This is a genomic window from Pseudoclavibacter helvolus (assembly GCF_014191305.1).
In the GTDB taxonomy this organism is placed as follows: Bacteria; Actinomycetota; Actinomycetes; order Actinomycetales; family Microbacteriaceae; genus Pseudoclavibacter; species Pseudoclavibacter helvolus.
In genome coordinates this window covers 59,920-74,381 of sequence record NZ_JACHWJ010000004.1, presented here as the reverse complement: position 1 = coordinate 74,381, position 14,462 = coordinate 59,920, and the positions used below count along the sequence as shown (strand labels likewise).

At 61.9% G+C, this 14,462-nt stretch carries 12 protein-coding genes and 1 pseudogene; 5 read left to right on the top strand and 8 right to left on the bottom strand.

Annotation, left to right across the window (positions count from 1 at the left end; all coding sequences use genetic code 11):
- Window positions 1–17: 17 nt before the first annotated feature.
- The 5 genes and pseudogenes from FHX72_RS12595 to FHX72_RS12575 all read right to left on the bottom strand — a co-directional run.
- Window positions 18–491, bottom strand: a pseudogene (locus tag FHX72_RS12595) (transposase); the annotation flags it as partial.
- 74 nt (window positions 492–565) lie between these two features.
- Window positions 566–952, bottom strand: coding sequence for a VOC family protein (locus FHX72_RS12590; RefSeq protein ID WP_183625562.1), 387 nt, complete (start codon window positions 950–952; stop codon window positions 566–568).
- Between the two features lie 234 nt (window positions 953–1,186).
- On the bottom strand, window positions 1,187–1,843 hold the full coding sequence (locus FHX72_RS12585) for a DUF4760 domain-containing protein (RefSeq protein WP_183625560.1): 657 nt from the start codon (window positions 1,841–1,843) through the stop codon (window positions 1,187–1,189).
- 203 nt (window positions 1,844–2,046) lie between these two features.
- Window positions 2,047–3,501 carry an acid phosphatase gene (locus tag FHX72_RS12580; protein WP_183625558.1) on the bottom strand — a complete coding sequence of 485 codons (1,455 nt, stop codon included), beginning with the start codon at window positions 3,499–3,501 and terminating at the stop codon, window positions 2,047–2,049.
- A 274-nt stretch (window positions 3,502–3,775) separates the two neighbouring features.
- The gene (locus FHX72_RS12575; protein ID WP_183625556.1) at window positions 3,776–4,693 is read right to left on the bottom strand and encodes a UTP--glucose-1-phosphate uridylyltransferase; all 918 of its coding nucleotides are present in this window, start codon (window positions 4,691–4,693) and stop codon (window positions 3,776–3,778) included.
- 193 nt (window positions 4,694–4,886) lie between these two features.
- On the opposite strand from FHX72_RS12575, the gene FHX72_RS12570 reads away from it, so the two are divergent.
- Window positions 4,887–5,429: a YdcF family protein gene (locus FHX72_RS12570; protein ID WP_183625554.1), complete on the top strand. Its 543-nt coding sequence runs from the start codon at window positions 4,887–4,889 to the stop codon at window positions 5,427–5,429.
- A gap of 8 nt (window positions 5,430–5,437) precedes the next feature.
- Here the strand turns inward: FHX72_RS12570 and FHX72_RS12565 are convergent, their stop codons facing one another.
- Window positions 5,438–6,748 carry a UDP-glucose dehydrogenase family protein gene (locus tag FHX72_RS12565; protein WP_183626031.1) on the bottom strand — a complete coding sequence of 437 codons (1,311 nt, stop codon included), beginning with the start codon at window positions 6,746–6,748 and terminating at the stop codon, window positions 5,438–5,440.
- Between the two features lie 502 nt (window positions 6,749–7,250).
- Here FHX72_RS12565 and FHX72_RS12560 point away from each other — a divergent pair.
- The 4 genes from FHX72_RS12560 to FHX72_RS12545 all read left to right on the top strand — a co-directional run bounded on the left by FHX72_RS12560 (window position 7,251) and on the right by FHX72_RS12545 (window position 11,750).
- The gene (locus FHX72_RS12560) at window positions 7,251–8,321 is read left to right on the top strand and encodes a glycosyltransferase family 4 protein (RefSeq protein ID WP_276510510.1); all 1,071 of its coding nucleotides are present in this window, start codon (window positions 7,251–7,253) and stop codon (window positions 8,319–8,321) included.
- A 78-nt stretch (window positions 8,322–8,399) separates the two neighbouring features.
- Window positions 8,400–9,530 (top strand): polysaccharide pyruvyl transferase family protein, encoded by a 1,131-nt coding sequence (locus FHX72_RS12555; RefSeq protein WP_183625550.1) that lies wholly within the window; start codon window positions 8,400–8,402, stop codon window positions 9,528–9,530.
- A 10-nt stretch (window positions 9,531–9,540) separates the two neighbouring features.
- Complete coding sequence (locus FHX72_RS12550) at window positions 9,541–10,401, top strand: glycosyltransferase (RefSeq protein ID WP_183625548.1); 861 nt, start codon at window positions 9,541–9,543, stop codon at window positions 10,399–10,401.
- The gene (locus FHX72_RS12545) at window positions 10,398–11,750 is read left to right on the top strand and encodes an O-antigen ligase family protein (RefSeq protein WP_183625546.1); all 1,353 of its coding nucleotides are present in this window, start codon (window positions 10,398–10,400) and stop codon (window positions 11,748–11,750) included. Before FHX72_RS12550 ends, FHX72_RS12545 begins: the two co-directional genes overlap by 4 nt.
- A 94-nt stretch (window positions 11,751–11,844) precedes the next feature.
- On the opposite strand, the gene FHX72_RS12540 is transcribed toward FHX72_RS12545, so the two are convergent.
- Together FHX72_RS12540 and FHX72_RS12535 are read right to left on the bottom strand one after the other, a co-directional pair.
- A complete protein-coding gene (locus FHX72_RS12540) occupies window positions 11,845–12,882 on the bottom strand; it encodes a glycosyltransferase (RefSeq protein WP_183625544.1) in 1,038 nt (345 codons plus the stop codon).
- A gap of 138 nt (window positions 12,883–13,020) precedes the next feature.
- Window positions 13,021–14,457 (bottom strand): lipopolysaccharide biosynthesis protein, encoded by a 1,437-nt coding sequence (locus tag FHX72_RS12535; RefSeq protein ID WP_183625542.1) that lies wholly within the window; start codon window positions 14,455–14,457, stop codon window positions 13,021–13,023.
- Window positions 14,458–14,462: the final 5 nt, after the last annotated feature.

Here is a 14,462-nt window from a genome sequence, read left to right as displayed (position 1 = left end):
TGTCCCTATGGTTCTTGTCAAGCGGCAAGGGCTAGGGGTGGTTGGTAGATGGTGCCGTCGCGGAGCATTGCGTAGAGGACGTCGCATCGTCGTCTCGCGAGGGCAATGAGCGCTTGGTTGTGACGTTTGCCTTGCGCTCGTTTCCGGTCGTAGTAGGACCGCGAAACTGGGTCTCTGAGCGCTGCGAAGGCTGACAGGAACAAGGCCCGTTTCAGGATCTTGTTCCCGCGCCGGGAAGCGTGCTCGCCCCGGATCGAGGACCCGGAGCGTCTCGTGACGGGCGCGAGGCCCGCATAAGACGCGAGGTGGCCGGCTGACGCGAACGACTTCCCGGCGACTTCGGTGATGAGCCACGTTGCGGTCCTGACGCCGACTCCCGGCATGCTCGTCAGGACCGGTTGAAGAGGGTGCGCGTCGACGAGCCGCTCAACCTCGATCGCGATCTCCGCGCGCTGCGTGCGGAGGTTCTCGAGTTGCTTCGCGAGGCGCGGCGCGTTCGGGATGCTCGGTCGCCGTGGGTGTCCGGGCCGTCGGGTGGGTCGGATGCATTGACGCCCACCGCCGCCTACTCCCCTTGCGTCGAGTCGCCCGCGTCTTCCAGATACACGAGCGCGTTCCCGTCGGGGTCGGTGAACGAGAACATCGGCTCGACGTCATCCCAGCGCAGCACCTCATCGTTGTGCAGCTCGACACCGCTCGCCTTGATGCGGTCGTGGGCTTCCTGCGCGTCGGTGGTGCCGAGGCGCACGGCGATGGGGATCTCGCTGTCGTGCGGGAGCAGCACGATGCCGACGCTCGAGCCCGGCGGGAGCACTTCCACATAGCGGGCGCCCGGCCACGCTTCGACGTCCATGAGGAGCTCGCAGCCGAGCACGTCCGTGTAGAAAGCGAGCGCCGCATCCACGTCGGAGACGGGAACCGAGACGCTGAGCACGCGAGTTGTCTTTGCCATGCGTCCAGTCCAGCGCGCGGGGGCCGAGACCACCAGGGGTTGGGGTGGATGCGGAGGGAGTTCGGTGGGAGGGGCCGTGGGCTCGCCTGAGAACCTTCAACAGGGTGGCCGCGAGGCTGCCGTCAGCAAGTACGTGCGTGCTACTGTGCAAGCCATCATTCCGAGATGGAAGGTTGCACATGCTCAACACGTGGAACGAAGAAGAGGACGTCGACTAGCTCGACTTTCGTCGATTTAGTCTTGACGCCGGAGGGCTTTCAGCCTTCCGGCGTCGACCTTTTTCCCACTGAACCCCTCGGCTAGATTTTCGAGCTCGATGTAGGCACGTTTATGTTGCCGCCGCTGATCACCATCATTCCGTCGAGCAACGATGTAGGGAAGACATCTCTCGTAGGTGCGCTTCACAATGGTGCCTCCTACGGCGCGAATGATCTTACGGTCGTAGATTCCGTAGGTGACACCCGTTGCGAGACGCTCCAGGCCGTTGAGCACGTCGACGACCGCATGGAGCAGGTTGAGTTGCTCGTCATCGGACAATGCCGTGCCTTCCAGGTCATAAATCTTGCGATCCCTGAGCGCGAGGGCTTGGCCCTGTTCGTGTGTCATGGTGTTCATGCCCAGGTAGCGCGTGATGAGTCTGCGTTGTTGCGTCGTGCCGTCGTTCCAAGTCGTCCAAGCAGCCAACGTGGACTGCTTCCGAGCGGTTGCGCGCGTCATCACGAACGAAATCGTGGCGACGATCAAGGAGAAGATCGCGACCAGCCCGGTAATCAAGATCACGTTCAATCGTGCCGATTCGAGAACCTGCGGCCAGTCAAGACCTTGTAGCCAGACAAACATCGATATCACGACGCATATTGACGCGATAAGCCAGGGAACGAATTTTGCCACGAGCAGCTCCAAGTGCCTCGACTGAATTGCTCGAATCTTGGACGCGCTCAGGCAATCTATTGTCAGGAAACCATACTGGCGAAGGTCATCCAGGAGTAGAGGTTTCCACAGCACCTTCCCGCGGCACACGCGAGGCCCGCCGCCCGCCGCATCTGGTGGATGCGGTGGTACGGCGCGCAGCGGGCCTTGGAGTGCGGCTTCTGCTAGCCGTTCGACTTCGTTGAGCGCTTGCGCAGGACGAGCCCCGTCGCACCTGCCACGAGCAAGGCGAGTGCCGCGACCAGGGCGGTGCCGAGGTTTTCAGCGCCGGTCGTGGCGAGCGAGTCGGATCCGCCTGCCGTGTTGCCACCCGCTGCAGGAGCCGTCGTCGTCTGAGCAGGTGCCGCCGTTGCGGATGCAGTGGGTTCGGCCGTCGCGGTCGCCGTCGGCTCCGCGGTCGGGGCGGTCGTCACGGTCGGCTCGGCGGTGCCTGGTGTGGTGGGCTCGGGCAGCTCAGCCCCTGCATCCACGAGACTCACGGTCCCTTCGGCATTGACTCGCACCTGCGCGGCCATGGCGGCCGCGAGGTTGAGGCGCTGCCAGCTGCCCTCGGTGCCTTCGTCCAGCGGGTAGCCGGAGTCGATCGCCGTGAGCTCGAGCACCTGGCGACGCTGTTCAGGCGTGAGGTCGGGGTGGCTCGTGATGAGCAGCGACTCGGCGTTGGCGGGGATCGTGACGGCGTCCCCGGATGCAGCGATCTGCGGGAACTCGTACGACATGCGCTGCTCGTAGACGGCCACAGCATCCTCGTCCGACAGGTATGGGGTGTCGGCGGCGATGCAGTCGGCGAGGGCCGCGCCGCAGCCAGCTTCGAGCACGCCGCGCAGTTCGGCCTCGGCTTCAGCGAAGAGCTCGCGGAACGCGGGGTCGCTCATGCGGCGCTCGACGATGTGCTGGCCCATCATGCGCCCGCTCATGACGTCGAGCGGGTAGTGGGCCGCCATGACGATGCGGTTGTTGCCGGCCTCGGACGTACGGGCGAGGATCTGCGGTGCCAGCTCGGGCAGCATCATCGACAGCGAGGTGCCCTGCCAGTAGGCCTGCGAGGTGTGGCCGCTCGGGTAGGCGCCACTCGTGGAGGCCCAGGCGTCGCCGCCCTCCTTGTCGCGGTACTGAAGGAGCTCGGGGAAGCGGATGTACGGGCGGTCGTAGTCGAAGTAGTTCTTCGAGGGGTTCGACGACGAGTAGTAGCCGACGAGGCCGCCGCTCTTCGCGAGCAGGGCTTCGATCTTCGGCAGCTCACCCGCGAGGCGCGCCTCCGTGTAGATGGCGCCGAGGTTCTCGCCGAGGCCATCAGCCATGGAGACCGACATGTCGTCGTACTGGTCGATGATCGCGCGCTCGACCTGTTCAGGGGTCGCCGAGTTGTTGATGTCGACGGTCTGGCTGTCGTTGAGCGCGATGATGTCGGCGCGGTCGGTGACGAGCCACGAGAACTGGTCCATGATCGGCACGTAGTCGTAGTCGGCATTCGACGGGTAGTCGTAGGCGAGCTGGTCGTCGGTGAACGGTTCGGCGGCGGATGCTGCTCCCGCGCCGAAGCCGGAGAGCAACACCCCCAGCCCGGTCGTGACAGCAATGGTGGAAGCGAGGCGTCGTCGAGACGTCGTGATGCGCATGCGGGGTTCGGCCTAACGGTCGGGGGATGAACTCCGCGAGCGTAGAGACCGTGGAAAATCGCGCGGTGTCCGTTAGGTGGACGGCTAGTGAACTGGGTTGACTGGCCGGAAGACCGTGGACTACGTCGCCAAGTTGTCCTGGACTATATGTGTGCGCATACTTAAGCGTCGGCGACAGCCACAGACTTGAGCCGACAGGTCCGCATCTGCCCAGATGGACCAAAACCGCCCCAACTCCTCCAGGAGTTGGGGCGGTTTCATTGAGATCAACGGATCAGTCGGCCAGCTGCGCGGCGAAGCCCTGCAGCCAGGGGCGCAGTTCAGGACCGAGCTTCGGGTCTTGGCTAGCCAGCTCGACTGTCGCCTTGATGTACTCGAGCTTGTTACCGGTGTCGTATCGGCGTCCGTCGTAGACGACGCCGACAACTCCGCCGAACGCGTCAGGGTCGCCGGCGAGCACCTCGAGGGCATCGGTGAGCTGGATCTCGCCGCCGCGTCCGGGCGCCGTGCGCTCGAGCACGTCGAACACCTCTGGGCGGAGCAGGTAGCGACCGATAACCGCGAGGTTCGACGGCGCGTCCTCGCGGGCGGGCTTCTCGACGAGGCCCGTGAGCTGGATCGTGTCCGGGCCAACAACACCTTGGTCGCGCGGGATGCTCGTGTCGTAGGACGCGACGCCGTACGCCGAGATCTGGTCGAGGTCGATCTCCTGGAGGGCAACGACGCTCGCGCCGGTCTGCTCGTGGACCTCGATCATGCGCTTGAGCAGTGAGCCTCCGGAAGACATGATGTCGTCACCGAGCAGCACTGCGAATGGCTCGTGGCCGATGTGCTGCTTGGCGCGGAGCACGGCGTGGCCGAGGCCAAGCGGGTCACCCTGGCGGAGGTAGTGGACGTCGGCGAGGTTCGTCGCCGCGTTCACACGAGCCAGCTTCTCGTGCTCGCCGCGGGCCTCGAGGAGCGACTCGAGCTCGGCAACACGGTCAAAGTGGTTCTCGAGCGACGCCTTGTGGCGGCCCGTGATCATCAGAACATCAATGAGACCGGCTTCCACGGCCTCTTCGACGACGTATTGGATCGCGGGTCGATCGACGACGGGAAGCATCTCCTTCGGGATGGCTTTGGTGGCGGGCAGGAATCGGGTTCCGAGGCCTGCAGCTGGGATAACGGCCTTGGTGATGGGAGCGCGCATGGTCAACATCGTAGGGGCCGCGCCGACTCAGGGGCTAACTCAGATGCGGGCAGATCTCACCGGTTTACGCAGCGTTAACGCGAGGACACCAAGTAGGCCCCCCCGAGCGCTCACAGAGCAGTCAGGTGCGTCTCATGCATAATTGGTTCCTGATCAGCACAGAGGCGTGCATTCGCCGCTTCTGAAGGGTCACATGTCTGCGAAACGTTGGCTGCTAGCTGCAGCATCTGTCACGGCCGTACTCCTGGTGCTCGTTGGCGCAAGCATTCCGCTCTACGTCTTTCCAAAGACAGAAGCCCCCTCAGATTCCGACGCGATCGTGGTCCTCGGACCGCCTCGGCAGGAGCGAATCGATCGGGCGTTCCAGTTGGCCGACGAGCTTGGAGTCGATTCGATCCTCATCTCGGTTTCACCGTGGAATCACGCGGCTTACAAGCCAGAATCCATCGCCGCCTGCACCGACAAGCGCGTTCAGTGTTTCGTCCCGGAGCCACTGACGACAGGCGGTGAGGCTATCGCTGTCGCGCAAATCGCCGAAGACAACCACTGGAATACGGTGACCTTGGTGACGATGAGCGCCCACGCCACGAGGTCGCAGGTCATTTTCGACCAATGCTCCTCGCTCAAGACGGGCGTGGAAGTGGCCGATACCCCACTCACGCTGGGTGAGTGGGGGTATCAGTACGCCTACCAGTCGGCAGGCTTTGTCAAGTTTTGGATGATCGGTTGCCCCTAGAGGACGACTTACGGGCGCCCCATGCCCGAGTAGTCCCAGCCAGCGGCTCGCCACGCGACTGCATCCAGGCAGTTTCGCCCGTCGATCACGACCTTCTGATTCACCAGCTCGGCGGCGTGTTCAGGTGACAACTCGCGGCGGTACTCGTCCCACTCCGTCACCACCACTACTGCCTGAGCGCCGCGCAAAGCCTCATCGCGGTCATCCACGTATGAGAGCTGGGGGTGCGCTCGCCTGGCATTGGCGATCGCTTCAGGATCTGTAACAGTGACCTGCGCTCCGAGGCCGTGCAGGCGCACAGCCACATCAAGCGCTGGCGAATCGCGAATGTCATCGCTGTGAGGCTTGAATGCAGCGCCAAGGACGGTGACGCGCTTGCCGAAGGCAGATCCGCCGAGCCCTCGAACAACGAGCTGGACGGCTCGCTCACGCCGCCGCAAGTTGATCGCGTCGACTTCCCGCAAGAACCCGACAGACTCTGCAAGACCGAGTTCTTCCGCCCGAGCTGAGAATGCCCGAATGTCCTTCGGCAAGCAACCTCCGCCGAATCCGATGCCCGCGCCAAGGAAACGACGACCGATGCGTGCGTCGTAGCCGAGTGCATCAGCCAGCTGTGTCACGTCAGCTCCGGTTGCTTCTGCTATCTCAGCCATGGCGTTAATGAATGAAATCTTGGTCGCGAGGAAGGCGTTCGCGGAGACCTTTACAAGCTCAGCTGTGGCGTAGTCAGTCACCAGGTATGGCGTATCAGTGGCCAGGGCTGTGTGGTAAATCGCTCGCAGCACATCAGCGGCTCTTGCGCCTGCGTCGCCCTCTGCCACACCGACTACGATCCGATCCGGTGCGATCGTGTCCTGAACTGCCCAGCCTTCACGGAGGAACTCAGGGTTCCAGGCGAGGTCTGCACCTGTTGCGCGAATTCTTGCGACCAGACCCTCCGCGGTCCCAACTGGCACGGTCGACTTGCCTACGACGAGGTCGCCAGGCTTGAGGAATTCGCAGAGACCGTCGACGGCCGCGTTGACATAGGTCAAGTCAGCGGCGTAGCTACCGCGCTGCTGAGGAGTCCCCACCCCTACGAAGTGAACAGTTGCGTCGCTGACTTCACTCATGTCTGTCGTGAATCGCAGACGCCCGGACTCGACTCCCTCGACCAAGAGGTCGCTAAGACCAGGCTCGAAGAATGGCGCGTTTCCCTTGGCCAGAGCCTCGATCTTCGACGAATCGACATCAACGCCCACCACGTCGTGGCCGATCGATGCCATGGCGGCGGCATGTACCGCTCCCAAGTACCCGCAACCGATCACAGAAATGCGCATGAAAATCCCTCTACTTGCGAGTGGGTCTCGGGTTTCCACAGGTGTCCACCCAGACAGGAACTGACCAGGCCGAGTTGCTCACTCGCCCGAGGTGTCGAGGTTCAAGCCTAGTCGCACGCCTAGTCAAGCGGCGTCTTCTGCCTTCGCGATCCGCCGAACCCGGTCCAGTTCCGGACACGCGAGGGGTGTAGCAGTGGAGCCAGACGACGCCCCAAGTCCCAGCAGATCTACAGGATGCCGTCGTTTTCGCTAGTCTGTCTCCTAAACGTCTGCCCCCAGGTGGACGCCCCGTCGGACCACGACTGGGGCGCAATGTCCGGAAAACAGGTTTGTCATGGCTTGCACGGCGGTTGAGACAGAGCCCCTTGGCTCACATCAATCTGCTTCAGGTACACGTCGGCCGGCACCCGGATGCGCAAGCATGGCAAGGAATATCGATCGACGAGGAACAGCCGCCCTGCGCGACTCCACCCGCCGTCGCCCCGTCATAACGCCCCACTAGATGACAAGGCAAACCGCTCCAGTGCCAAGACCCACACCTGCGATCCTCCATGTCTGCGAGTCCTACGCGGGCGGTGTTCGAGCCGCCATCATGGATTACGTGACGGCAGTCCCAGAGGCCGAGCATCACTTGCTTTACTCCACACGCGCAGACGCGCCGATCAATGTCGAGGATCTTACGGTCTACAGCTCAGTCCAGAAGATGCCAAGCGGCCACACGCAACGTGTTCGCGCGGTCCGGAAGGCCGTGGCGGCTCGGGACTTCAAAGCTGTACACGCCCACTCGAGCTTTGCTGGCGCCTACACCAGGGCCGCCATCCGCCGAGGGCGCGCCAGGATCGTCTACACACCGCACTGCTACGCGTTCGAACGACGAGACCTCTCGCGAGCCGCACGCCAGGTCTATCACACGCTCGAACACGTCCTGGCCATGAACACCACCGTGATCGCAGCCTGTTCACCCCGGGAGTTGCGTCTCTCACGTTGGAAAGCAGCGAGCCCAGATGTTCGGCTCCTCCCCAACATCGCTCCCAGTGGTATCGAACAGTTCGCCGGAGCTCGATCTGAGTTCGATTCCGGCTCACCGCTTCGTCTTGTCGCCGGAGGACGGGCATCGAAGCAGAAGGATCCGAACTTCTACTTTGCGTGCGTCAAAGCGGCACGCAACGCGGGCCTCGACGTCGAAGCAACGTGGATTGGCGGGAATGACGAACTCGCTCGCGAAGCTGCGGAATACGGCGTGACCGTGACTGGATGGCTCGCGCGTGAGGAGAACCTCAAGATGGTGAGCGCAGCCGATCTCTACGTCCACACCGCGGCGTGGGAGGGCTTCCCCGTGGCGGTGCTGGAGTCCGTTGCCATGGGGGTCCCGACCCTTGTGCGTGCCATCCCTGCCTTTGAGGGAACTGATGTCCCCAGGTTCACGAGCCCCTCAGCATTTGTCGATGAGCTCAGGAAGCTGAAGTCAGAAGCCGACCTAGAGACCCTGCTTGAGCAAGGGACTCGACTCCTCGGGCATTTCAACGCCGACGCGCAACGACAAGCCTTGCTCGAAATCTACGAGATCGCCTAGACCTTTGCCCCCTCAGGCTTCGGAACCACTCCACCCGCACGGCCCCGCCGAAGGCCCCTCCGATCAGGAAGCATCCAATTGAAGGCCGTTATTCTCCACGCCTACAGCACCAACAACTCTGGTGACGGGCTTCTCGTCCGAGAGTCCCTGCGGCTCCTTTCTCAAGCAGCATCGGAATTTGAGGCGACAGTCTTTGCCCTTGACCCTGACAGCTTCGAACGCTCGAGCACGGTCAACTACATCCATCCGCTTACCGGTCAGGGGACGAGTCCCAATAGATTGCAACTCCTCTTGGCCGCCCTGCGCGCGATGTTGCGCGGTGCACGCTTGTCAAGCGCTCTGGAAAAGCAGATCGCCGATGCCGACATTGTCATCGGAGTCGGCGGCGGATACCTTCGAGCTTCGACACCCGTTGAAGCCCTAAAGATGCTTGTTTCCCACTACCCTCAGCTCCGCTCCGGTGCCCTCAACCGCTCTACCGTCTACTTGTCACAGAGCATCGGCCCGCTCCGGCTCGGAACGGCCGGCCTCCTTTCCCGTCGACTCGCGAAGATCAGCACGGTTTTCGTCCGCGACCAGCGCAGCTTCGATGACCTCGCACCCGCAGTCGCAGTCCAGCGGGCTCCCGACACGGCGACGCTTGCGCTTGCTGCTGGGCTCACCACCACAGGCGAGGGTCCAGACGCGAGCCGTTCTGGCGTCATCGGTCTTGTAGCCCGGAGCGTCCTGGGACCTGCCCGGCGACGCAAGAAGTATCTGGGGTTGATCAAGTCGACTCGCGCTCGAACCAACGCTGAGTTGCTGTTGCAATCTCGAGGCCGGGGCAACAACGACGATGCCTTCTACGCCACCGCCTTCGGAGAGTCGGCCAGCCGCACTGTCCGGGAAGCCACCACTTCCGAGACCAAGAAGGCTGACGTGGTTATTTCTGTGCGACTGCACGGTGCCATCGAAACCGTACGTAATGGCGTGCCAGCTGTTCATCTGAGCTACGAACGCAAGGGCTGGGGTGCGTTCGAAGACCTCGGTATCTCCGAGTACGTCCATAATGCGTTTGATTTTGACGTCAACCAAGTCGTTCGCCAAGCCAATGAGCTCGCGGCAAACCCCGAAAAGTACTGGGAGCAGGTCGATGCCTCGCGTGATGCTCTCGGTGCCGCTGAGAAGCACATAGTCGCCACAATCAAGGGAGCTATCGATGAGTTCTAGCCTCGGAGTCGTGATTCCGGCCTACAACGCCGAGAAATTTGTCACGGAGGCCATCGAGTCGGCTCGCGCCTGTGGTGCAACCCAGGTAATCGTCGTCGACGACGGCTCATCCGACCGAACGGTTCAGGTCGCAGAGGAGTCCGGGGCACTTGTCATCGTTCAGGAAAACTCCGGCGCGGCGATTGCCCGAACGAATGGTGCGGGTCACCTGACCACCGACTTCGTTGTCTTCCTCGACGCGGACGATCTTCTGGTCCCCTCTGGGGTCGCCCGCTCGATCGAAGTACTCGAGGCAGACGACTCGCTCTCCGTAGCCGCGGGAGTTGTCGTCGGCTTCAGCCGTAACTCTTCTCGCGAGACACGCTTCCCGATCAGGTACACGCCGGTCAACACTTCCTCGCTTTTGACCATTGGGTACGGACCATGGCCCCCATGCAATGCGGTGGTCAGAGTCACGTCATTGCGAGCTTCCGAGGCCCTGGCAGTCGAAACGATCTACCCGCGATTTGCAGACGACTTTGAACTCCTCATCAGGCTCTCCATGGTTGGTGGCGTCGAAGTCAGCGACTACCCGGCCTGCCGGTATTGCATGGACGGCGGCAAGTCAGTCCACTCGGCCAATAAGGCGCTTGAGTCGAAGGAAAATCTCCGCCGCTACTATGCCGAGGCTAACGGCATCGAGGTGAGCCTCATGTCCCAGCAGGAGATAAAGCAGGCAGCTCAAGCGCGCCTCGCGCGGGCTCAGTTCTCGTCCGGCAACGTGCTTGGTGGTGTCGTTTCTTCAATTCGCTGGGTTGCTTTCGGGCCAGGAAAGATCCTCGGAGCAGTTAGCAAGCGACTCACAAAACGCACGCGTAGGTCGCATCCATGACTTTCCAGTACATCTTGCTCGGACTCTTCTGCGCAGCGGCTGTCCTTACACCGCTGCTCATCAAGAAGGAACGAGCCCTCGAAGCAGGCGTCGTGGCGACGGTGTTGCTCGCCATCGGCGTCCACTCCGAATTCACCGAAATCTCGAGAGCAATCGTGCTGGCGTGCACCTCGCTTGCACTCTTGATCGGGATCATCCGGTTCCCGCGCCCCGTGTACGCGAAGTCCCCGTTTGCGGTGTATGCCTTCGGCGCGGTATTCGCAGTTCTCTCGATCGTTCATGCGGCTTCGGTGCCCGCCATGATCATCTACTTGCTCCTGGGTACGACGATCTGCTTGCTCGCTGCCGCAGCTTCCCGTTTGGGGCAGCAGAGGAACCGTGTCCTTGCGGTGATTGCCGCCAGTGTGATCGTTTCTCAGTTCGTGGTTTCCGTTGCTGACGTGTTCTTCAAAGTCTCGAACCCGTGGCCTCGGCGCGACGGTGTCACATTCCGTCAGGTCGGGCTCAACAACCTGCTGACGGACTTGGGTGGACGTGCAATGGGAACAACTGGTTTCTCGATCACGCTTGGCCTGGTCATCGCTCTCTGCATCGTCGCCTGCTTCTACCTGGCAGGCACCTACCGCAAGTACTGGTTCGTTTGGTCTGCGCTTGCCGCTATCGGAGTGGCAACAATCTTCCTCTCGGGAACCCGAACCGCCCTCGTGATGCTGCTTGCCGCAGGAGGCGTCTGGGCCCTCCGGTCCTTCAAGCTCTCGCATTCGGCGTTCTACATTCTTCTTGGCGGTATCGCTGTTGGGCTCTTCGAATCCCTGCGCATTGCTGTCCTTGAATGGACCGGGCTGGGCGGGCAGCTGGAACAGACTGCCTCGTACCAGCACCGGACTGGCGTCTTTGCGAGCGCCGTGAACCTGCTCGACCGAGACGTCTCTTCCCTCTTTTTCGGTGATGGGCCCGGATACGTCGCGGAAGCTCTGTCATCGGGAGTGGTGACGGGCTATGGACGAATCAGTGTCTTCGACAATGACTACTTGCGTATTCTCGCGTCGTACGGCCTCGTGCTACTCATCGCATTTGTGGTCATGCTGGCTCGTGGCATCTTCAACCGCGACATCTACGTGTCGATGTCGGCGACGGCCATCGCCGTGGGCGCCTTCGCATACGACATCACCACTTGGTTCAGCCTGCTTGTCTTCATGGTCTTCGTACTGGCCTCGGCACAGCCTCGCGAGTCCAAGCCAGCAGAGGTGGACGAGGATGAGCAAGAGGTGTCAGAGCCAGTTGAGGCCAGGCCCACGTCGCTCCAGGGCAAGTACGCACGGCAACTGCCAGTCCAGGCACGTCTCTAACCTCCGAGAGAAGCGCACAATCGCCTACCGAGCCCTGTGAGGGCCAACTCGGCGTGAGGCCCAACTCGGCGCGCGACAAGCCTCAAGCTCGGCGCTACGAGGTCAGGAACTCCGCCACGTAGCGCTTTTCGTTCTGGAACCCCAAGTACGCGTCGTTCGCCTCGGCGCCCAGCGTCCTGCGTAGCTGGCTGTCCGCCAGGAGCTTCTGGGTGGCGAAGGCGAGATCGATTGCGCCTTCGAACAGCAGAACCGGGCCACGCCCTGCCAGGTCCTTAAAGACCGGGATGTTGGACGCCACCACGGGGCGAGAACGCGCCCAGCTCTCCCAGACCAACAGAGGATTCAGCTCCCAGCGGCTCGGCATCAGCACAGCGTCACACCAGTCGAGGTGCTTGACCATCTCCCGACTGTAGCCAAAATGCTCAACGGTATGGGGAGCGGGAGCATCTGCGCACAAAGAGTCGACGATGCCCTGCATATCGCCCTCTCCCACGATGCGGAGGTCAACAGGATCGGGAATGCCCTCGAGCAACCCTTGCAGCCGGTCGATCCCCTTCTGCTCTGTCAGACGGCCTGCCAGGAGGAGGCGCAGAGGGCGCAGCTCGCCCTCCCTGGGAGGGACGGCATCCGCGTTGCTGACAGAGATGGCGTTCGACTCGAATTTCACCTTCGAGGGTTTTGCTAGTCTGAAACTCACGAGCTCTTCCACTGCTCGCTCGCTCGGCGTCGTTACGAGATCAGCGGACAGCGTTGCCCGCCTGACAAGAATGTTCTCGATGCGCCCCTGCAATGAACCTGAATCGTGGGAGGGCAGCTGATGGAAGGTCGCCGCCACGCGCAGACGTTTGAGGTCCTTCTTGGGACCAGCACCAATGACGAGGTGACTCGCGCGCATGAGCGAATAGAGCCGCCGTGCCTGCTTGAAATAAGGCTTCAGCGCAGACCTCGCGCTGAGGATCCCAAGTGGATTCCGTTTGCGGTTCAGGAAAACCACGTCGCCGGCGAGTTCAGTCAGCGTCGAAAAGTCCCTGTTCTCATCGAATAGCACAACGAGACGGATGCGCTCCTTCGGGATCTGCCGAAGGATCCCAGCTAGGGCTCCCTGGGCGCCCCCACCCTGCAGCCATGGCACTACTACGAGGATGTCTGGAGCGGTGGTCGTCTCCCCGTTTGTGGACTTTGCGCTCTGGTTCACGATCTTGGTTCCTTCATCACTCGATGTTCCGTGTCGCGTTCGGGCGGCACCACCGTTGCGGAAAGTCTTGTGACTCTACTTGGATCGCTTGCCTCGCATCGACGATGCGAGAGTGATCGCGCGCTGCAACGTCGACTTGTGAACGAACCACATGACGACGGCGAAGACAAAGGCCCCTGCGACTGCCTGCGCGGAAAGCACGATGAGCCAGAACTGTCCTTCTAGCAGGATGCCGATGAGAATGGCCACCGCGCTCGCCCACGCTGTTCCGTGCAGTGCGGGGAGGACCGCTTTGATCTGAGCCCACGCCGTGATGCCAGCCGCTCTGCGCTGGACGGAGTAGACGAGCGGCATGAGGAGGAATCCAGCTGCTGTGTAGCCGACGGCAACTCCAAGAGGACCCCAGGCAAGCCCCGCAAGAATGCCGGCGACCTGAACCACAGACGCGATGATGTTGAAAACCAAGTGCAAGTCAGAACGATCCATGCCGAGGAGGATCGGCGCGTTCAAGGTGGTGACTGCTTGTCGAGCGCCCGTCACAGCTAAGACCTGGACGATGGCGACTGCCGGAAGCCATTCCGCACCCATCACGCCCAGAATCCACGACGGGGCGCTGATTGCAACGAGCGCCATACCTGGGAACGACACCAAGGCGATCATTGATGTGCTGTCGCTGACCAACCCGCGCACTCGCTTGATGTCGTGCCTGGACTTCGCAATGGCAGGGAAGAGCACGCGCGTGACTGCTTGTCCCACCATCTGAAGTGGCGTCATGAGGATCTTGTAGGCGAACCCGTAATACCCGGCAGAGGTGGCTCCAAATTCTCGAGACACCATGATCGTGTCCACGTTCCGTGCCAGGAAGGAGAGGAAGTTCCCACCAAAAACGCGGAGCCCGAAACCTGCAACGGCGCCAAGATGATTGAACCTGAAGTTCGGCAAAGGCGGTCGAGCCGAGATCGTTAGCATGATCGTCAGAAGGATGTCAGTAACGATGTACTGCAAGACCACAGCCCAGAAGCTGAAGCCACCAAGTGCAAACCCGATTGCAGCCATCGATCCAACGAATGCTGAGACGATTTCTGCGACGGCTAGAGGCTTGAACTTCATGTCACGCATGAGAAGTAGCCTCGGCACGATGGCGCCGGCCTTGATTGGCAGGAAGCACGCAAGCGCAACGAGGACCGGAGCGAGCTCCGGCGTCCGTAGCGCACCAGCGAGTTGCGCTGAGAGCAGCAGCGTGAGCCCGCAAAGCACGAGACCCATGACGATGTTCAGCATCGCCACGGCACCGATGGTGCGTGGCTGGAGGTCCCGCTTGCTAATCAGGGCAGACGACAGACCCTGATCTAAGAGCAGGCTCGTGAACGTGATGTAGACGGCAGCTTGGGCAACGATTCCATAGGATGTCGGGCCAATAATGCGCGCAAGTAGGACTGACGCGACCAGCAAGATGACCTGCCGACCGATAAGCCCGTACGCGTTCCACTTGACCGCGACCGCACCGCTCAACGTGC